Annotated in this window: 30 protein-coding genes; 13 read left to right on the plus strand and 17 right to left on the minus strand. The window is 62.5% G+C overall.

Annotation, left to right across the window (positions count from 1 at the left end; genetic code table 11):
- Positions 1 to 77: 77 nt before the first annotated feature.
- Positions 78 to 278 (minus strand): HNH endonuclease signature motif containing protein, encoded by a 201-nt coding sequence (locus AC3A6G_RS03395; RefSeq protein ID WP_487873061.1) that lies wholly within the window; start codon positions 276 to 278, stop codon positions 78 to 80.
- Positions 279 to 1,053: 775 nt separating this feature from the next.
- Between AC3A6G_RS03395 and AC3A6G_RS03400 the strand changes: the two genes are divergently transcribed.
- Positions 1,054 to 2,055: a hypothetical protein gene (locus AC3A6G_RS03400; RefSeq protein WP_487873062.1), complete on the plus strand. Its 1,002-nt coding sequence runs from the start codon at positions 1,054 to 1,056 to the stop codon at positions 2,053 to 2,055.
- Here the strand turns inward: AC3A6G_RS03400 and AC3A6G_RS03405 are convergent, their stop codons facing one another.
- From AC3A6G_RS03405 to AC3A6G_RS03465, 13 genes are read right to left on the minus strand one after another with little or no spacing between them, the layout of a single operon-like run.
- Positions 2,056 to 2,685, minus strand: coding sequence for a hypothetical protein (locus AC3A6G_RS03405; protein ID WP_487873063.1), 630 nt, complete (start codon positions 2,683 to 2,685; stop codon positions 2,056 to 2,058).
- 11 nt (positions 2,686 to 2,696) lie between these two features.
- Positions 2,697 to 3,035, minus strand: coding sequence for a DUF1064 domain-containing protein (locus AC3A6G_RS03410; RefSeq protein WP_487873064.1), 339 nt, complete (start codon positions 3,033 to 3,035; stop codon positions 2,697 to 2,699).
- 16 nt (positions 3,036 to 3,051) lie between these two features.
- The gene (locus AC3A6G_RS03415; RefSeq protein WP_487873065.1) at positions 3,052 to 3,366 is read right to left on the minus strand and encodes a hypothetical protein; all 315 of its coding nucleotides are present in this window, start codon (positions 3,364 to 3,366) and stop codon (positions 3,052 to 3,054) included.
- Between the two features lie 3 nt (positions 3,367 to 3,369).
- A complete protein-coding gene (locus AC3A6G_RS03420) occupies positions 3,370 to 3,921 on the minus strand; it encodes a hypothetical protein (RefSeq protein WP_487873066.1) in 552 nt (183 codons plus the stop codon).
- Complete coding sequence (locus AC3A6G_RS03425) at positions 3,918 to 4,169, minus strand: hypothetical protein (RefSeq protein WP_487873067.1); 252 nt, start codon at positions 4,167 to 4,169, stop codon at positions 3,918 to 3,920. Before AC3A6G_RS03425 ends, AC3A6G_RS03420 begins: the two co-directional genes overlap by 4 nt.
- Positions 4,169 to 5,056 (minus strand): hypothetical protein, encoded by an 888-nt coding sequence (locus AC3A6G_RS03430; RefSeq protein WP_487873068.1) that lies wholly within the window; start codon positions 5,054 to 5,056, stop codon positions 4,169 to 4,171. The genes AC3A6G_RS03425 and AC3A6G_RS03430 overlap by 1 nt, the downstream gene beginning before the upstream one ends.
- Positions 5,013 to 5,867, minus strand: coding sequence for a ParB/RepB/Spo0J family partition protein (locus AC3A6G_RS03435; RefSeq protein ID WP_487873069.1), 855 nt, complete (start codon positions 5,865 to 5,867; stop codon positions 5,013 to 5,015). The genes AC3A6G_RS03430 and AC3A6G_RS03435 overlap by 44 nt, the downstream gene beginning before the upstream one ends.
- A 21-nt stretch (positions 5,868 to 5,888) precedes the next feature.
- Entirely contained in the window at positions 5,889 to 6,290 is a 402-nt protein-coding gene (locus AC3A6G_RS03440; RefSeq protein ID WP_487873070.1) for a hypothetical protein, read from the minus strand.
- Positions 6,287 to 6,673 carry a hypothetical protein gene (locus tag AC3A6G_RS03445; protein ID WP_487873071.1) on the minus strand — a complete coding sequence of 129 codons (387 nt, stop codon included), beginning with the start codon at positions 6,671 to 6,673 and terminating at the stop codon, positions 6,287 to 6,289. The genes AC3A6G_RS03440 and AC3A6G_RS03445 overlap by 4 nt, the downstream gene beginning before the upstream one ends.
- The gene (locus tag AC3A6G_RS03450) at positions 6,670 to 6,894 is read right to left on the minus strand and encodes a hypothetical protein (RefSeq protein ID WP_487873072.1); all 225 of its coding nucleotides are present in this window, start codon (positions 6,892 to 6,894) and stop codon (positions 6,670 to 6,672) included. The genes AC3A6G_RS03445 and AC3A6G_RS03450 overlap by 4 nt, the downstream gene beginning before the upstream one ends.
- Positions 6,895 to 6,897: 3 nt before the next feature.
- Positions 6,898 to 7,185 carry a hypothetical protein gene (locus AC3A6G_RS03455; RefSeq protein ID WP_487873073.1) on the minus strand — a complete coding sequence of 96 codons (288 nt, stop codon included), beginning with the start codon at positions 7,183 to 7,185 and terminating at the stop codon, positions 6,898 to 6,900.
- Positions 7,182 to 7,856 carry an HNH endonuclease gene (locus tag AC3A6G_RS03460; RefSeq protein ID WP_487873074.1) on the minus strand — a complete coding sequence of 225 codons (675 nt, stop codon included), beginning with the start codon at positions 7,854 to 7,856 and terminating at the stop codon, positions 7,182 to 7,184. The genes AC3A6G_RS03455 and AC3A6G_RS03460 overlap by 4 nt, the downstream gene beginning before the upstream one ends.
- Entirely contained in the window at positions 7,856 to 8,338 is a 483-nt protein-coding gene (locus tag AC3A6G_RS03465) for a phage regulatory CII family protein (protein ID WP_487873075.1), read from the minus strand. Before AC3A6G_RS03465 ends, AC3A6G_RS03460 begins: the two co-directional genes overlap by 1 nt.
- Positions 8,339 to 8,404: 66 nt before the next feature.
- Here AC3A6G_RS03465 and AC3A6G_RS03470 point away from each other — a divergent pair, with 66 nt between their 5' ends.
- Entirely contained in the window at positions 8,405 to 8,641 is a 237-nt protein-coding gene (locus AC3A6G_RS03470; protein WP_487873076.1) for a hypothetical protein, read from the plus strand.
- 113 nt (positions 8,642 to 8,754) lie between these two features.
- On the opposite strand, the gene AC3A6G_RS03475 is transcribed toward AC3A6G_RS03470, so the two are convergent.
- The gene (locus AC3A6G_RS03475) at positions 8,755 to 8,943 is read right to left on the minus strand and encodes a hypothetical protein (RefSeq protein ID WP_487873077.1); all 189 of its coding nucleotides are present in this window, start codon (positions 8,941 to 8,943) and stop codon (positions 8,755 to 8,757) included.
- Between the two features lie 3 nt (positions 8,944 to 8,946).
- Positions 8,947 to 9,183: a hypothetical protein gene (locus AC3A6G_RS03480; protein ID WP_487873078.1), complete on the minus strand. Its 237-nt coding sequence runs from the start codon at positions 9,181 to 9,183 to the stop codon at positions 8,947 to 8,949.
- A gap of 72 nt (positions 9,184 to 9,255) precedes the next feature.
- Between AC3A6G_RS03480 and AC3A6G_RS03485 the strand changes: the two genes are divergently transcribed.
- The 11 genes from AC3A6G_RS03485 (at position 9,256) to AC3A6G_RS03535 (ending at position 14,764) form a co-directional block, all read left to right on the plus strand.
- A complete protein-coding gene (locus AC3A6G_RS03485) occupies positions 9,256 to 9,927 on the plus strand; it encodes a S24 family peptidase (RefSeq protein WP_487873079.1) in 672 nt (223 codons plus the stop codon).
- Between the two features lie 49 nt (positions 9,928 to 9,976).
- Positions 9,977 to 10,708, plus strand: a complete 732-nt coding sequence (locus tag AC3A6G_RS03490) for a hypothetical protein (RefSeq protein ID WP_487873080.1) — start codon at positions 9,977 to 9,979, stop codon at positions 10,706 to 10,708.
- Between the two features lie 7 nt (positions 10,709 to 10,715).
- Positions 10,716 to 10,889 carry a hypothetical protein gene (locus AC3A6G_RS03495; RefSeq protein WP_487873081.1) on the plus strand — a complete coding sequence of 58 codons (174 nt, stop codon included), beginning with the start codon at positions 10,716 to 10,718 and terminating at the stop codon, positions 10,887 to 10,889.
- 626 nt (positions 10,890 to 11,515) lie between these two features.
- Positions 11,516 to 12,277, plus strand: coding sequence for a hypothetical protein (locus tag AC3A6G_RS03500; protein WP_487873082.1), 762 nt, complete (start codon positions 11,516 to 11,518; stop codon positions 12,275 to 12,277).
- A 223-nt stretch (positions 12,278 to 12,500) separates the two neighbouring features.
- On the plus strand, positions 12,501 to 12,638 hold the full coding sequence (locus tag AC3A6G_RS03505; protein WP_487873083.1) for a hypothetical protein: 138 nt from the start codon (positions 12,501 to 12,503) through the stop codon (positions 12,636 to 12,638).
- The gene (locus AC3A6G_RS03510) at positions 12,635 to 12,874 is read left to right on the plus strand and encodes a hypothetical protein (protein WP_487873084.1); all 240 of its coding nucleotides are present in this window, start codon (positions 12,635 to 12,637) and stop codon (positions 12,872 to 12,874) included. The genes AC3A6G_RS03505 and AC3A6G_RS03510 overlap by 4 nt, the downstream gene beginning before the upstream one ends.
- Entirely contained in the window at positions 12,871 to 13,230 is a 360-nt protein-coding gene (locus AC3A6G_RS03515; protein WP_487873085.1) for a hypothetical protein, read from the plus strand. Before AC3A6G_RS03510 ends, AC3A6G_RS03515 begins: the two co-directional genes overlap by 4 nt.
- Entirely contained in the window at positions 13,227 to 13,430 is a 204-nt protein-coding gene (locus AC3A6G_RS03520; protein ID WP_487873086.1) for a hypothetical protein, read from the plus strand. Before AC3A6G_RS03515 ends, AC3A6G_RS03520 begins: the two co-directional genes overlap by 4 nt.
- The gene (locus tag AC3A6G_RS03525; RefSeq protein ID WP_487873087.1) at positions 13,427 to 13,594 is read left to right on the plus strand and encodes a hypothetical protein; all 168 of its coding nucleotides are present in this window, start codon (positions 13,427 to 13,429) and stop codon (positions 13,592 to 13,594) included. The genes AC3A6G_RS03520 and AC3A6G_RS03525 overlap by 4 nt, the downstream gene beginning before the upstream one ends.
- Before the next feature lie 10 nt (positions 13,595 to 13,604).
- On the plus strand, positions 13,605 to 14,273 hold the full coding sequence (locus AC3A6G_RS03530; RefSeq protein WP_487873254.1) for a hypothetical protein: 669 nt from the start codon (positions 13,605 to 13,607) through the stop codon (positions 14,271 to 14,273).
- Entirely contained in the window at positions 14,270 to 14,764 is a 495-nt protein-coding gene (locus AC3A6G_RS03535) for a nuclease domain-containing protein (RefSeq protein ID WP_487873088.1), read from the plus strand. Before AC3A6G_RS03530 ends, AC3A6G_RS03535 begins: the two co-directional genes overlap by 4 nt.
- Positions 14,765 to 14,766: 2 nt before the next feature.
- On the opposite strand, the gene AC3A6G_RS03540 is transcribed toward AC3A6G_RS03535, so the two are convergent.
- Complete coding sequence (locus AC3A6G_RS03540) at positions 14,767 to 15,012, minus strand: hypothetical protein (protein ID WP_487873089.1); 246 nt, start codon at positions 15,010 to 15,012, stop codon at positions 14,767 to 14,769.
- Between the last annotated feature and the right edge of the window lie 157 nt (positions 15,013 to 15,169).

Here is a 15,169-nt window from a genome sequence, read left to right on the forward strand (position 1 = left end):
TAACAAAACCCTCCAGGGCTATTTTTTGTCTGCGTGAGGAAGCGCCCGGTTTCCAGTGCCGAAGGGCTTCAGACTTTTCACCCACCCCTCCCCTTGCCGAACCGGTCCGACTGCTCGGCTGCCGACTTCTTCTCGTGGCAGGGCAGGCACAAGGGCTGGAGGTTCCAGTCCTCATTGCTGCCGCCCAGCTCGAGCCCGATCTTGTGGTCGATCTGATCCCTGCTGGGCACCCACACGCAGCCGCAGCCAGCACAGCGGTAGCCATGGGCTAGAGCCACGCGCTCGCGTGTCTCCATCCAGGCTCGGCCGCGGATGCGAGGCGTCGTGCCTGCTTTGGCCTCAAGCACTGGCGTGCTGTGCGTCTTGGCTGTTGCCAGCCTGGGCTTCAATGTTGCGAGGCTCATCGCCTGAAGTACTCGTCCTGCATCGTCGGAACGAAGCACCGAACGCTGTCACTCAGCGATGTCACCTCGATCAGGTCGGGCGAACCCAGATCCAAACGAGGCGACAAGCAGTAGCCGCACACCGAAGCGTGAGCCTCATGGGGTGCGCCGCACTGGGTGCAGTGGCACGGCCCGCCGCTGATGGGGCTAGGCCGGCGCATGTACGGCACTGGGAGACCCATGCTCACCTCACGAATAAAAGCGCCCGCACGAGGCGGGCAAAGGGTGGCAACTGCCTTGCTACCCGGAGACAACTGTCGCCCGCACGGACGCGATCTGCGGCTTGAATGCTGTGTGCAGCGAGGACCGGCGGGCGAACGAATGGCGAACGAGGTAGGAGTCGAACCCACAACCCCCGACTTTGGAGGACGGTGCTCTGCCAGTTGAGCTACTCGAACGCGGAAACGAAGAAGCCGCCGAGCATTTCTGCAGGGCGGCTGGATTCTGGAGACACCTTCCCCGTCAAGAGTGGCGGCCGGCGCCGAAGCGGCGGCAGGTGTTAGGCGGAGAGTTGAGGGCAGCAGCCTCAGCAGGCTGCGCGGTCTCGGTGAGAATTATCCACCAAATAGTGTCCAATGCCAATATCTCAATCGGAGGAGAACGTTCTCGCATGGACGACGCAAAAGACTTTATCGGATCACTGCTCAAGACAGTACGTGATCGGCTCAGCAACCCCTTCGTTAGCGCATTCGCAATCGCTTGGTTGATCTGGAACTTCCGCGTCGTGCTGGTTCTGATCGGCGATGGTGAGGGTGGGTGGCGTGCAAAGATCGACTTTATCGACACAAAGCTGATGGTCCATTGGTGGGCTTGGCTCCTTCACGGCTACTTCTTGCCGAGCGCATTTGCTTTGACATGGATCTATGGGCTGCCACCGCTCCTACGACAGGTCGCCACGCACCATGAAGATCAGTCCAGCAAGACCAAGGCAGCACTTCTGGCGGCGTCCGGTAGAGCGCCTATCTCCGAGGAGGAACGCGATCGTTTGCTGTCTAGACTCGCGCAAGAGCGTAAGTCCTGGGATGTCGAAAGATCGGAACTCCTCAAGGTGATCTCCGACATGAAACCGGCTGAGGAAGATCCACAACCTACGCCAGTTGCGTCTCCAGCTCCATATCAGGCTACCGAAGCTGAAGAAACGGAACATGCTCCAATCGTTCCTTCGCCAGAGCTAGCCAACGTGTCGGACTTCTTCTCACTTTCCGCAAAGCAGAGAGCCGCATTTCTTGGACTTCGTGAGCAGCGAATAGTGCAGAGCGACGGGCCGTCTGACCAGCTTCGCGTGACGTTCTCTGGAATGCCGGTAGCGTGGCCATGGATGCCCGAGTATCAGAAGCTGCCTGGCCTCTTAACTGAAATTGCAGCCAGGATCTCTGGAAAACTCTTCACCGCAAACGAGTTCGCATTTTTATATCGCAATCGTGAGGGAGGCTCACTCATTGTGGGTGATCCCTCCTTCAATCTGCGGAGCACCATTGACGCGCTAACAGATTGCGGACTGATTGCGTACAACCGGAATGCCGTGAATATAACCACGGACGGGCGAGTTTTCCTCGCATGGCTGATCCGCGTGGGATTCACATTCGAAAATCTCGACGTCCCTGCGGGCTAGTCATACAAAATTCGAATGCAGTCGGCGTCCTATCGACGCCCTTGCCCTCTCCACGCACTGGTCCATCCAGTTCGCGCATTTGCGACCAACTTGCCCATGTGGGATCTCGCGACGCCCAGTGCCACCACAGGCGCCACAGACTCTTCCGCTATGTCGATTCGTGCCCTCCACAACTTGGAACTTGGTTCCGTTGCATACGTGGCACGTTTGCGCCAGCCACCAGCGGACGATTTGAATAGCCTTCGCCTCAGCATCCTCGACGTTCCAGCGCAGCAGTTGTAGGGCTACCTGGGTACGGACGTCAGGCAGCGTTTTCAGCTTGCCAAGAAGCAGGCCAGTCTGATGCAGGTTGTGCTGATGCGCTAGAGCGTGAGCGCTCAAACGTCGCTCTTTCGTAGCGCCGATTCGTAGACCCGAAAGGAAGTGCTCGAATGTCAACATACGAGGTTTCTCGCTACCGTCCCACTCGGTGTGCAGCCGCAACAGCGCACCGCCGATGCGACTCTGGCTCCACCCCGCGGCGATGATGACGTCCGCGTCACTGGGGCGGTCGGCCTTAACTCGGAGGTTGGAACTGGTCGAGGCCGAGGTATAGGCTTCCTCGACACCGCGCTTTTCGTCATTGAGCATTTGTGTCTCCTTCAGGTGGTGATTCGCACGTCGATGCCGTGCAGGTGTTTCATGAGGTGGCGCTTCATCTGGAAGGCCGGGAGCTTGGCCGTGACAACGCTCTTCACGTCCTCCACCACTCGAGCCCCGTTCTCGATGTATTCGAAGTCAGCGATGAAGCGGAGCGCCGGCTTTCTCTTCGCGGCGCCTTCGAATTTGACCGGAGGCACGAGCTCGAAGGACACCTGGCGGCGCAGCTCCGAAATGTGGCCCGCACGCTCAAGCATGCGAAGGTGGCTCCAGCGCTCGGCCTCGCGCTTGCTGTCGAAAGTGACGCCGTTCACGGCCGTCCGCTTGTTGAGGTACTTCATTTCAGGCGACCACCTTTCAGGACAAAACACGCGGTCCAGTGCCGCTCTTCGAGACCGCCGAACGGATACGGGCATCCCTCGTTTCGCGTGAAACATTGCGCGATGGCGCGGTCGACGCTGGCTTCGACGGCGCTGCGCTCTGCGGACGAGAGGCGACCGCCTCGGCTCTGATGCGTTCCCACTCGGCACGGAGCAGGCTCGGGAAGCTGGCATAGGCGCTTTCCGCCATCGCAAGATCCTCCGCAAGCCCCTTCACGTACTCCCACCATCCGTTCGTGTACGGCGGGGCAATGAGCACCTTCAGGTGCGCCAGGTGTTGCTCGGGCGTCATCGCTCATGCCCTCGCTCCAAGCCCCGAGAAGACGCCGCCGACTTCGCGCCATGCGCCGTAGTTGCGGATCTTGCTGATGGTTTCTCGGTTGACGCCGTGGATCGCCGCCAATTGACGGTCCGTGAGGTCCGAGCCCCGGATCGAATGCACCTTGTCCCAGTCGAGCGGGCTTTGTGCTTGCTTGGCAAGCGCGATCTTGGCGCTGGTCAGTGCGCTCCGCTTTTGACCGCGCAGCGACTCGGAATGCGTCTTGCGCTTCAGGTGTTCTTCGCAGAGGCAACTGTCGTTGCCGCAGGTGGTGGAGACACGGAAGTGAGCGACCAACTCCTTGCCGTAGGCGACGTATGCGAGGCGGCGCAAGGGCTTGGTCTTGCCGCCGATCCAGATGGCTGGTTGTGGGCGGTTGGAACCTTGGCCGCGCGAGTGCGCTCCGGTCCAGAGCAGGCAATTGCCCTCCTCCACGCATCTCTCACGGATGGCGGCGAGTACTTGGGTGCGTTGCGCGTCGGTCAGTTCAATCCGGCGCAGGGCTGCCGGCAGTTCGGTTGTGGTCATGCGGTGGCTTCGAGGATTTCGCGCACTTCCACGCCAGGCGGGACAGTGCAATGAGGGGTGATGGAGTACTCGTAGGCGCGGCTCTTTCCGGTGCGCACGAGATAGCCGAGCCGATGGGCGACGTTCAGGGCTGGTGCCCGCTGGTTGTGCGACAGCTCGCGAAGTTGGCCGGCGAGGTAGGCATACGTGACGGGGCGCTGGGCGCGGAGGATCTCGATCCAGACGGTGCTGACGAGGGTCGAGGCCATCAGTGCACCCCCGCCGGCGCCATGTGCTCGGCCTGCTGCTTGGCGCGGACCCGAGCCTTGTACGCGGGCCACTGCTCGGTGCCCGACCACTTGCCGAGGCCGAGCCGAATGCCCTCCGCCTCGACGGCTGGCTGCGAGTCCGGGTCGACTGGCTTCTCGGCCGATGGCAGCGCTTCGACAGCCGCATCCCGTCGTCGCCCCTCTGCCGTCGACAGGGCATAGGCGAAGGGCTTCTGGCGCTTCACGGCCTCGGACGCAGCGTCGACAAGCTCGGCCTTCGTCATGCCCGCGGCGATCAGGTTGATGAGCTTTGGGTGCGATGGGCTCACGTCAGCCAACCCGGTCTCCCGCATCGCTTTGCAAATCTCGCCCGCGCTCGCACCATCCGAACGAAGTGAGGATGTCTCCTCTTCTCTCCTCTCCTCTCCTCTAGGCGTTTCCTGGCGTTCCGTGGCGTTGCTTGGCGTTTCATGGCGTTGCTTCTGACGTAACGCCTTGACTCGTTCGGTGCTGTTGTCGTCGGGCCGCTCGCGCTTCGGCTGGCGTTTCTCCCATGCAGCAATGCGGCAGTCGGTGCCGTCGAGCAGATCACGCGCATGCATGGCATCCACGATCTTGGGCATGAGGCCGTCTGCAAGGCCAAGCGAGAGCTCGATGGCCTCGTAGTCCGGCGTGCCTGCTGTTCCGCGCTCCTCGGCGGTGCTGGCGGCCTCCAGCAGGCATGCCCAGACTGCGATGACCTCGGCCACGCTGGCGCCTGAGCGCTTGGCGACGAGCTGGAACTTCGGATCTGTCACAGACCCGTGGTGCCAGCGAAACCAATCCATTCCGGCCATGTCGTCCTCAGGCTGCGGGTTGGAGGTTGAGACGGCTGGCGATGTCTGCATGCGGGGCGCCGGTCAGGTGGGACAGGAGGCCCACAAGCGGGCCGACATCGCCAGTCACGAAGTTGGCGCTGATCCAGGCTGCGCCATCGGCCACGAGGTCACGCTTGGGCTTCAGCGTGGCGGTGGTGACCTTGGCCTTGCCGTTGCCCTTGGCGGTGTCCAGCGTCTTCTCGAGCACCTTGGCGGCCTCGGCGCCGTGCTTCTTGAGCACCTTCACGGCGTTGGCGGCGCTGACCTGGCCCGTCTCCACCATGGAGGTTACGCGGCGGCTCGCGCCGGCCAGCACGAGCAGGTCGACGATGTAGGGCTTGGACTTGCCGAGGCGCCGGGCGATCTCGCTCTCGTCGAGGCCGTAGCCGATGAGGCGCTTGCAGACGGCGGCGACTTCATGCGGGCGCAGTTGCTTGCCGCTGTTGCTGGTGACGAGGCCGACGCACAGGTCAGCCATGCTCGTTCCGGCCGGCGAGACGATCACAGGCAGGAACTCGATGGGATGGCCGTCGGCGATGGCCTCCAGGGCGGCACGCAGGCGCGTGTGGCCGTCCGTCAGGCAGATGATGTCGCCCTCGCCTTCCTTCGCAACGAAGCCGGCGAGCGGCTTGTCCTGGCGGAAGCCGTTCTCGATGATCGATTGCTTGATGGTGGCGACATGCTCGAGGTATTCAGCGTCCTCGGTGCGGACGTTGAAGTTCTCGATGACGCGGATGTTCTGTGGCTTGACCTTCCAGAGGTCGGAGGATTTCGCCTCGACCGCTCGCATGGCGGCCTTCACGTTGCCCGGGGTCAGTTCGATTTCGGCAGTTGCTGTCATGTCTCGCTTTCTGGTGTGAGATCAGTTGGGAAATTCCACCGGGTCGGTGTTGGTGCCAGGCGCGTAGAGCTTCCCGCCCGATGTGCCATGACCGCGCACGCGCGGGCAGTAGCCGACCACGCGGATGAAGTTGTTGCGCAGCGCCTTTGCGTAGATGGCGCCGAAGGCGCGGTCTCCTTTGCGCGAGCGGATGCCCGCGGCGGTCGCGGCGAGAGTCACGCTTTCGCCGGGCACTTGGCCTTTTGCGCGGACGTGGTTGACGATGAACGCGAATGCACGAGCCCCGAACAGGGGATCGTCTTGCTCTGCTGCACGCAGGGCACCTTCCGCGGATGCGAGCCCCAGCGAACGAGCGGAAGCGACCATCGAGCCAGCCACCTCGTCCATGTCCGCGACCATGGCGTCGGTGAGAGAGGGGGTCATGCAGCCTCCAGTGCAGGCGCCGAGATGTCGACGGCACGCGCGTGCAACATTGAGAGGTGGTGGCAGTACTCGAGCGACCACGAAGACGCCCGGGCCAGTTCCGCCAGATAACCCTCGAGAAGGTCAGGCGTCATGGTGACGTTCCCGGCCTTCGACTGGATGATCTCCAGCAACTGCACATAGGCGCGAGTGCGCACCACGCCCCACTCGGGGAAGTCTGCGGGCATGCCCTTCGAGAACGTCGCGGCCTTGGCGCGGGCCGCCTCGAGACGAGAGACATCCGACGCCTTCTTCGCTTCGCGCAGCTCGCGCCGCGCCTTTCGATCGGCGATCAGCTGAGCGGTCTTGCTGAGCGGTCTTGCTGAGCGGTCTTGCTTGGTCATGCGAGCGTCCTTCCGGTCACGTCCTGGGCGATCTTTCGGGCCAACTCCATCGCGCGCTCAGGTTTTCCGAGATGAAAGGCGTAGAACATTTCGGTGATGTCTTGAGCGCTATCGGCGCGAATGGAATCGACGGCGCGGGAATCGAGCTCGCGGGCGAGGTCTTCGGTGTCGATCTCGGAAAGATCGACCTCGACCTCTGTGCGCACGTAGACGCTGGTCATGATTCAACCTGCCAGGCGGTGACGGGTGATGCTGCTGATGCCGTTCGGCAAAGTGGCATCGTCGGCGCTGATCGTGCGGAACTGTTCGTCCGGCGACACCTCCAGAAAGGGCGTATGCGTCTGGTTCGTCGCCTTCAGATAGTCGACCTCAACCTTTGCGGTGTTGACGATCACGTTCGCCACATCGGCAACGGCGCGTGCGCGGTCGATGTCCATCGGCGTCTCCTTGTTGCGGAGGTCTGCCAGGGTGTCGAGGAGGTGCTTGCGCACCGTGCTGATGTGGTTGGTCATTGAGCTTCCTTTGAGAGACGGTTGAGCTGGCGCTTGATGGCGCCTTTCAGTTGGATGAGCTGCGCAACTTCCTTGGGGTAGCGGGCATGCACGGTGTTGCGCTTCATCAGGTCGACGCGGGAAACGAGCTCCACAGCGTCCAGAGTGATTTCGTCCGGCACGACCGAGCGCCGACCCGCCTTGAAGGCAACGACGTGGCCGGCAGGAACCAGGCCGTTCGCCGCGATCCAGACCAGGCGGTGAACTGCGACCCAGCGCCGAGCCGGGAGGATTGCGGGGTCGTCGGTCGTCTTGCGCTCGAGGCAGCCGTCGGCGTTCACGCGCAACGTGCCGATGGGCTGATAGTTGTGTGCCTCGACGGCCGAGCGCCCAGGCTTGAATCGGGTCTCCGAAGATCGACCGCCGGCCGTGTAGTTGCTGCCCTTGTTCCATGGCGCATGCCCGGACCTGAACTGCGTAGCCGTCATAGCTGCGGTGCGGCGGCTTCCGCTCAATCGGCATGCGTCCTCGGATGCGAGGTACTCGCGCGTTTTGGAAAGTCCGAGAGCTGCTGCCTTCTGGTAGCACTGCCCGACCGTCCTACCGATGGTCGCGGCAACCTTCGCCGTGGACATGCACGGATAGCACAGCCGCAGCCAGTCGATCTCGTCGTCGGTCCAGCGCTTGCGCATCACGCCACCTTCAGGTGCGCCGGCTTGCCGGCTTCGTGGATCTCGGCGAGCGTGGTGCGCACGCGCTGAGCGCAGCCGATCAACTCGGACAGTTCGCGATCCACGTCGCGCAGCTCGTTCACCGACACCCTGCCGTCCTCGGTAGCTTTCGCTGCAACCGAGACGAATTGCGCGAACTCGATAGCCGCGGCCGAGAGGTCATGCAGCGTGGCGCCGCCGGTCTGGTACATGCCGGGCAGCGGCAGAACCATCGCGCCGCAGTTGGACGCGAAAGCGTTGAGGATCTGCAGCGGGTCTGAGACCTTCTGCTCGATGGCCCATTGCGTGAGAAGCTCGGCATCCTGCAGGCCGAGCTTGTAGGCGTCGGAGCCGGCAAACTCGTGGCGGACAGTACTCGGCGACTTGCCGAAGCGCATTGCCACGGCTTCGATGCCGCCCTGGAAGCGCCTGGCTAAGTGCCGCGATGCGTCGATGAGGTTCATAGCAGCGTGTCTCCTTGTTGGCTATGGATGTGACCAGCAAGCCCCTGCGCAGGGACACTCACGGCCATGGAAGAGAAGAACTCAGAACTATTCGAGGCCGTCGAGCCCCTCGCCTTCGTGCACGGCACTTGCTTGCACGAGTCGTCGCATACGCAGATGTCCGCCAACGCCGAAGACGGCGAGCGGTCTGTGCTGGTGGTGTCGTCACGCATGGCAATGCACGTCGCCGAGGGAGTGCTGCAGGTGCGCTTCACGCGGCATGCGTTCTTGCATCCGCGGCTTGCAGTGCAGGTGCGAAGGTGATCGCGCTTCGGTGCGGGGTCGTAGTCGAGGAGCGCGAGGAAACCGCCCGAGAGCGCCGCAGCGCCGATCAGCAGAATCACGGCGCCGAGCCAGACCGGAATCGTCTCCATGGCTCAGGCCCCCTTCCCTTGCTGTTCTCGGGCCCTCTGCAAGGCGCGGGCAGCGTGGAACTCCTGCACGAACATCTGGCCGGCAGCAGTGCCGATCGGCCACGGGCTGGTGACGTGCGGGCAGTCCTGGCGCTGGGCTGCTTTCGCGGCTTGCTCGCGGACGAGCCCCAACGGAATGATTTCGCCGTCCATTGGTCAGGCCGCCCTTGCTTCTGCGAGCTCGGGCCACTTGGCGGCAAACGTCTCAGGGAACATGTCTTGTCGACGCACGACGTGCTCGGATTCGCGCTCGATGGCCACAGCCAATTCGGTCGAGGGCTCTCTGTACCCGTAGGCCACGTTCTGCATGTGCCCGCGCGTAGTCCCGCACTTGGAAGCGAAGGCCTCACGGCCCTCGGGCTCCAGCGAAAAGAAGAAGGTTTTGAGGTCCATGCGCGTTATTACATCATTCGGTGTTCTTCGTGTCAACATCATTTGATGTACACCGAGCAGTGAAATGCGGGTATGGCAGCAAAACCCGATCCCCTCTCCGATGTCCGGCGCGAGGCGTTCCGCGACTACTGCAGGAACAAAGGCTGGCAGGCGGAAAACGGACGCTGGGCAACCACGGCTATCAGCAAGGCCGTTGGCAAGCCGGTCAACAAGGTCAGCGACCTTCTGAACGGGAAGGGCTCATTTGGAGCGGCCATCGCCCGTGACATAGAAAGTGCAGTGCCGGACCTGGCTCCGGGCGAGCTCGACGGTCTTGGGGCGACTGACTCGGCTTTTGTGGAGGTGCGGCGGGTGGATGTGAAGTTCTCCAACGGCACCGGACAAGTCGTCTATTACGAGGATGAGCGCCCTCCACTCTCGTTTCGCGCAGACTTTCTCAGGAAGCTCGGCATACCCCCTGGCAAAGCCGTGGTGGTCGACGCTGAGGGCGAGAGCAACTATCCGAAGATCCTCCCCGGCGCCGTCGTACTGATCAACAGCGCCGATCGTGAGAACCTCAATGGGGACTTTTTCGCGTTCCGGGTCGAAGGTGAGCTGATGATCAAAAGGCTTAGCAAACTAGAGGGCGCCGGGATCATCGCTACTGCGGAAAACTCGGACTTCAAACCAAAGAACGTGGTCTACAGTCGGCCCGAAGATTTCGAGGTGATCGGCCGCGCCGTGTGGACTGGCGTCGAGCTCTGATCGAAGCACAAGAAGAGAACTGGGCGGCGCTGCCGCGAGGAGTGAGGGAATGAAGGCATTGATGATCTTGGCCGTAGCCACGGCCTTGACTGCGTGTGCGCTACCGATGCGCCCAGAAGGCGAGCGGCATGTCGGCAATCAACATGTGCTCAAGAAAAACTATGAGGTCGGCAAGCCCCTCACCGTCAACGTGGGCGATCCCATGGTCAAGGTGCAGGACTACTGGGAGGATCGTTTCGAAGAGCCGTCGGCGACACCCAACAAGTCATTCATGATGACAGGTGGCCCGGTGAACGTTGCGTTCCAGCAAGGACAGAGCTACCAGGTAAAGGGGCGCATCGCAATCGACGGCAAAGACTACCAAGTAGTCGCAAACCAAGCGAACCCGGCGGGCTATCAAGCCGCCCTGCTCGGCGATGACGGGAAGCTCCTTCCGCGAATTGTTGTCGGTCCGGGCAGGAACGGCGACCACGTCTTAGTGATCTACACGCTACAGATTTCGCCACCTGACGCGACGCTTGTTCGCCAGCCCAAGACGAAGGTCAACACCAACAGGGGCTTCGTGAACTATGAACTGCTTTTCACAGGCGTCACGGATAGCGCCATAAACCTCACCTATCGAGAGTTCAGCCCTGAAGGCCTCGCGCGCGTGGCGTTCTTTCAGAACCTCACCTACCCGCGAAACTCACCGACCGTCACGTTCCGGAACCTGAAGATGTCGATCGATCAAGCGTCGGGCGACAGCATCACCTTCCGGGTTCTGGAAGACAGGCGCAGCTAGGCGTCGCATGGAAAAGACGCCGAAGCCCTTCAAGGCCCTGCAGCTCGTCGGCGTGCTGCTGCTCATTGTCTCCGTGGTCGCGCGCATCGGGACCGGCGACTACTGGTGGACGGGCGCCGCGATGCTGGGCGCCCTGCTGTACGCGCTCGGGCGGGTGCTGGCCTGGTGGAAGAGTGGCTGACGTAGGCCGTACCACCCTGAGGGGGTATTTGGTAGATACCACCCAGGAGTAGTTGTTCGGCGCCTTCCTGTGGCGTCAGGAGACGAGTTGGCCGAGACGGTGAACCGACCGAAGAGAACGAGATTGGCAAGCTACAACATGACTCCCTATCAGCTTCGCGAGCACAAGAGAGCCTTGAAGACCCTTGACGAAATGCCCGTCTTCAAACCGCTAAAGAAGGGCAAACTCCCAAAGCCATTCGCAAAGATGGGCGGAAGTCGACTGAGCTCGAGTGGTCTGCTCAACGTCTCCGATCATCACGTCTTGGTGTTCATCATGAAGGACGGGGATCTTCTGACGGATACCCACTTCTACGCCCATCTCTTCGAACGGCTGCCCACCGGGAGCCTCACCCCCTTGTTCGAATTCCACTGGCATCCCAGCCACAAAGGCTTCCACTGCAAGACCCCTTGCAGGACTGACATTGACTACACTAACCGAATGCTCCCTGGAGCTCCCGAGTTAGCCTTGAAGACTACGCAGCTTGACCCTAGAAAATCCGACGATCTCGCACGACTTGTTGCGCTCCTCTGCGCGAGCTGTGGGGTAACCCTCAGAAGCAAAAGTGCCGGAAGTCAACTGGACATATGGACGTCGCCCTCGACATAAAACACGCGATCTGCTCGCTGTTTGAAGTGCACCCGGACGAGAACGGTGTGCAGCGGGTCGTCACGCCTCTAGAGTACACGGGCAGCGGTGATCGTGTTGTGGTGCGACTCCGCCCTCAAGGCGACGGGATGCGATTGGATGAGAACGGCGAAGCGGCGTTCTACGCGAGCATGAACGGAGGCGATCTCGAATCGGGGGCCGTTTTGCGTTGGGCCGAAGACCTTTCTGTCGCATCCCCTGTAGCCTTCGACGAATACGAAACGCTCTCCACGTACACCGACGATGAGCGTCTGGTCGTGCCGTATATCTTCCGGGTGGCAGAAGCAGCTCAACAGCTCTATGCCATCGCGACCGCCCGTGCTGAACGGCAAACGAATGACTTCAAGGAACGTGTCAGCCAGTTAGTGAAAGAGGTTGCCGAAAGTCTGCATGTCTCGGTGGATTCCGATGTCGAACTACCGATCATGGGGGGGCTTAAAGCCGACCACGTCTTGAATCTCCAACGGCCTCTGATCGTCGTAATCGCGACTACATCAGCCCGTTTAATGGAGGCAGAGCTTATCCAGATGGAATACCGCCTTGAAAAGCGCTCCGGGGCCGTGCTGGCTATCGCGGAAAGCCAAGCGGCGGTAGGAAGGAAGCATTTCGAACGCGCGGGTTATTTCACAGAGAAGACCGTGGTGTACGAGCCAACCGCTTTGGCACAACTCCTCGAGCAATCGGTGGCGCTCGCCTCCTGAGCGCCCACTCCGAACCAAGCCGCCCTAGAGGCGGCTTTTTCATGGGCGCTTCTTGAGCCCTGCGCTCTAGTGCGTGCGCCGAAGCCCAAGGCCACCCGACCCTCACCGCCGAGTGGATGTTACAAAAAATCCCCAGTCAATACATCAAATGATGTTGACACTTTAAACACCGTTTGATGTAATTCATCCCACGCGCTGCACACCGCAGCAAACGGAGATGAAGATGGACTCCCTGCTTTCCCTGGATACCCGGCTCTTCGTCGAGTCGTGCGAGGCCGAGATCCTCGAAGGCGAAGACGCTCAGCAAGTCGTGGCCGCATGCCTGGCTGGCGATGAACTCTCGCTGGAGGTCCAGTCGTGACCTTTGGCGCCCCCAACTTCGCAGCGGTACGCTGCGCACCAGTGGCCGCGGGAAAGCGCTACCGCTGTTTCTATTCGCCCCTCGATCGTGATGGCTGGCCCGTTGCGATGGAGACCGGTGTCCTGCCCTTCGTCGACTTGAAGGCTGATGGTGCGGAAGACGCGCAGCGCAAGGCGTTCAAGAAGCTCGGCTATCCGGTGGCTGGCGTCGAGCGGCTGGAGGGGCGCGCATCGTGACCGCGGCGAAGAAGGCGCCGCCGCGCCACCCTCCCCTTGAGCAGGTCTTCGCGGCTGCCGACGCAGTGTCGACGGCATGGGTGGACGCCGGGCGGCCGAACGACTTTCGCAGCTTCCGCCTGGGCTATGACGCGGGAGTCAGGGCAGCGCAAGCGCGGGCGACCGCCGGCCCCGTGGAGCTAGTCACCGAGTTGCGCATTGCCGGGCAGTTGCTCTACATCGCGCACAAGCAGATGAGCTTCCAGCAGAAGGCCATCTGTGCGCGCAACGCGCACAACGCGGGCTTGATCGGGGCCGACGAGCTGCGCGACAGCGAGCGTGCCGCCGTGCTAGCTCGCTTCGGAGCTACCGCATGAGCGCCGCCCAAGCCGTGGAGGTCTGCTTCCGCACAAAGGGCACGCGCCGCCAAGCGTTCGTGCGCCCTCAGGGCGAGACGCGCTGGCGCAACTGGTCGGTGCCTCGCGCCGACGTGGCCGTGAAGCGCGGCTCCATCACGTTCGAGCACCTGGTCGACGCACCCGTCGTCACTCGCGAATCCCTGGAGGCAACCCCATGAAGCCGATCTTCCAAATCCTTGGCGTGCTGTTCGTGATCGCCCTCTATGCCTTCGCCGGCAGCGGGCCGTCCGAGACCGACGCGCTCCAGCTCTCCGCCGAGATCTCCGAATCCCTCGCCGCAGAGCATGCGGCCCATTTCGCCCGCGTGGCGTCGAAGGACTGACTTGACCCACATGATCACCATCTCAGGGGCGGAATACCACCTTGCCGGCCCGGGTTCACTGGCCCTCGGTGCCCGTCCCGTGTCGCTCAGCGACATCGCGCATCACCTGGCGCTCGTGAACCGCTTCACGGGCGCCACCACGCGCCCCTACAGCGTGGCCGAGCACAGCCTGCTGTGCAGCGAAATCGCGCGGCGCGAAGGCGCACCGATATTCCTCCAGCTTGCCATGCTGATGCACGACGCGCACGAGGCATACACCACTGACCTCAGCAGCCCGGCAAAGATCGCCGTCAATGCGTACAGCATGGGCGCTGGTGGCGTGGAGGCCTGGGGGTTGTTCGAAGACGAGCACGCGAAGGCCGTGCGCCGCCACTTCAACCTGATCAGCGCATTCGCCGCGCATCGCGAACAGATCAAGCGCATCGACCTGATCGCCCTCGCCACGGAACGGCGCGACCTGACCGCGTACCGCGCGAACCAGAACGGCCCATGGGGCATCCTGGGCGACAACACGGGCTCCATGGTGCAGCCGATCGAATGGGTAGATCTCGGGGCGGCCTGGCGCGAGGCGATCTCATGGAAGGGCTGGCGAGAGTCGTTCCTCGAGCGCTACTTCGAACTGCGCGCCGAGATCGAGCGGCTTCCGTCCGTGGTCGCGGCTGCCGGGATGGTTGCATGAAGCGCTCCGGCTTCAAGCGGCTGCAGGTGGTGCACATGCCGCCGCCGCCGCCAACGCCACTCACGCGGCCGGTGGTGCTCGCGGACTGCAGCGGCATGGCAAGGCCACTGGAGAAGCCCGAGCCCCAGCGAAACCCGCATCTGCTGTCGATGGCCCGCGGCCGGCCGTGCCTGCTGCGCACGCGCCTCTGCAACTTCGACGCGAGCACGACGGTGGCGGCGCACTCGAACCTGCTGATCCACGGCAAGGGCCGCGGGCGGAAGGCCGACGACTGCTATTCGGTCTGGGCCTGCTCGCGCTGCCACTCGTGGCTCGACGGCAGCTACGACGCGGGCTTCGAAGAGAAGGAAGCTGCTTTCATGTGCGCGCTGCTGGCGCAGGTGGCGGAATGGAAGGCGATCGCCGAGGGCTCGGGCTCGAGCCCCAAAGACCGCGCCGCTTCGCTGTGGGCTCTCCAGCGGCTCCAGCAAGCCCCGCAGGAGGTCGCGTGATGTTAGTAGTCGTCGAGCTCGTACTGCATCTGCAGTTGCCGAATGATTCTGGCGATGTCCGGCCGGTGAGTGCCGCGGTCGGTCTGGATCGGGATCGTCCAGTTCGGTCCGCCCTCCCCGTCACCGCCCGTGCCGACCACGTTGCCGCGGTGCACATCCGTCACCTGGCCGCGCAGGTCCGGTATCGCCTCAATGCGCTCCAAGACCATCTGCTTCAACTGCTCGGCGGTTCGGGTGGGCTTGGACATCTCAATTTGCTCCTCGATGGGAAGGCTACACCATGAACACCGCCCAACTCACTCCCCGCGCGCTCGATGTGATCGCTGATTCCGACGAATGCACCACCCCCATCTTTCGCAGTTCGGCTGACCAGAAGCGCTGCCAGTGCGGCCATCCGATGCCCTG

The sequence above is a fragment of the Variovorax sp. Soil_C_26 genome (genome assembly GCF_057657075.1).

Bases quoted from the DNA above. Each gene is read 5' to 3' on its own strand.
- AC3A6G_RS03400 (WP_487873062.1), top strand. From the start codon at position 1,054: ATGGACGACGCAAAAGACTTTATCGGATCACTGCTCAAGACAGTACGT.
- AC3A6G_RS03405 (WP_487873063.1), bottom strand. From the start codon at position 2,685: ATGCTCAATGACGAAAAGCGCGGTGTCGAGGAAGCCTATACCTCGGCC.
- AC3A6G_RS03410 (WP_487873064.1), bottom strand. From the start codon at position 3,035: ATGAAGTACCTCAACAAGCGGACGGCCGTGAACGGCGTCACTTTCGAC.
- AC3A6G_RS03415 (WP_487873065.1), bottom strand. From the start codon at position 3,366: ATGACGCCCGAGCAACACCTGGCGCACCTGAAGGTGCTCATTGCCCCG.
- AC3A6G_RS03420 (WP_487873066.1), bottom strand. From the start codon at position 3,921: ATGACCACAACCGAACTGCCGGCAGCCCTGCGCCGGATTGAACTGACC.
- AC3A6G_RS03425 (WP_487873067.1), bottom strand. From the start codon at position 4,169: ATGGCCTCGACCCTCGTCAGCACCGTCTGGATCGAGATCCTCCGCGCC.
- AC3A6G_RS03430 (WP_487873068.1), bottom strand. From the start codon at position 5,056: ATGCAGACATCGCCAGCCGTCTCAACCTCCAACCCGCAGCCTGAGGAC.
- AC3A6G_RS03435 (WP_487873069.1), bottom strand. From the start codon at position 5,867: ATGACAGCAACTGCCGAAATCGAACTGACCCCGGGCAACGTGAAGGCC.
- AC3A6G_RS03440 (WP_487873070.1), bottom strand. From the start codon at position 6,290: ATGACCCCCTCTCTCACCGACGCCATGGTCGCGGACATGGACGAGGTG.
- AC3A6G_RS03445 (WP_487873071.1), bottom strand. From the start codon at position 6,673: ATGACCAAGCAAGACCGCTCAGCAAGACCGCTCAGCAAGACCGCTCAG.
- AC3A6G_RS03450 (WP_487873072.1), bottom strand. From the start codon at position 6,894: ATGACCAGCGTCTACGTGCGCACAGAGGTCGAGGTCGATCTTTCCGAG.
- AC3A6G_RS03455 (WP_487873073.1), bottom strand. From the start codon at position 7,185: ATGACCAACCACATCAGCACGGTGCGCAAGCACCTCCTCGACACCCTG.
- AC3A6G_RS03460 (WP_487873074.1), bottom strand. From the start codon at position 7,856: ATGCGCAAGCGCTGGACCGACGACGAGATCGACTGGCTGCGGCTGTGC.
- AC3A6G_RS03465 (WP_487873075.1), bottom strand. From the start codon at position 8,338: ATGAACCTCATCGACGCATCGCGGCACTTAGCCAGGCGCTTCCAGGGC.
- AC3A6G_RS03470 (WP_487873076.1), top strand. From the start codon at position 8,405: ATGGAAGAGAAGAACTCAGAACTATTCGAGGCCGTCGAGCCCCTCGCC.
- AC3A6G_RS03475 (WP_487873077.1), bottom strand. From the start codon at position 8,943: ATGGACGGCGAAATCATTCCGTTGGGGCTCGTCCGCGAGCAAGCCGCG.
- AC3A6G_RS03480 (WP_487873078.1), bottom strand. From the start codon at position 9,183: ATGGACCTCAAAACCTTCTTCTTTTCGCTGGAGCCCGAGGGCCGTGAG.
- AC3A6G_RS03485 (WP_487873079.1), top strand. From the start codon at position 9,256: ATGGCAGCAAAACCCGATCCCCTCTCCGATGTCCGGCGCGAGGCGTTC.
- AC3A6G_RS03490 (WP_487873080.1), top strand. From the start codon at position 9,977: ATGAAGGCATTGATGATCTTGGCCGTAGCCACGGCCTTGACTGCGTGT.
- AC3A6G_RS03495 (WP_487873081.1), top strand. From the start codon at position 10,716: ATGGAAAAGACGCCGAAGCCCTTCAAGGCCCTGCAGCTCGTCGGCGTG.
- AC3A6G_RS03500 (WP_487873082.1), top strand. From the start codon at position 11,516: ATGGACGTCGCCCTCGACATAAAACACGCGATCTGCTCGCTGTTTGAA.
- AC3A6G_RS03505 (WP_487873083.1), top strand. From the start codon at position 12,501: ATGGACTCCCTGCTTTCCCTGGATACCCGGCTCTTCGTCGAGTCGTGC.
- AC3A6G_RS03520 (WP_487873086.1), top strand. From the start codon at position 13,227: ATGAGCGCCGCCCAAGCCGTGGAGGTCTGCTTCCGCACAAAGGGCACG.
- AC3A6G_RS03525 (WP_487873087.1), top strand. From the start codon at position 13,427: ATGAAGCCGATCTTCCAAATCCTTGGCGTGCTGTTCGTGATCGCCCTC.
- AC3A6G_RS03530 (WP_487873254.1), top strand. From the start codon at position 13,605: ATGATCACCATCTCAGGGGCGGAATACCACCTTGCCGGCCCGGGTTCA.
- AC3A6G_RS03535 (WP_487873088.1), top strand. From the start codon at position 14,270: ATGAAGCGCTCCGGCTTCAAGCGGCTGCAGGTGGTGCACATGCCGCCG.
- AC3A6G_RS03540 (WP_487873089.1), bottom strand. From the start codon at position 15,012: ATGTCCAAGCCCACCCGAACCGCCGAGCAGTTGAAGCAGATGGTCTTG.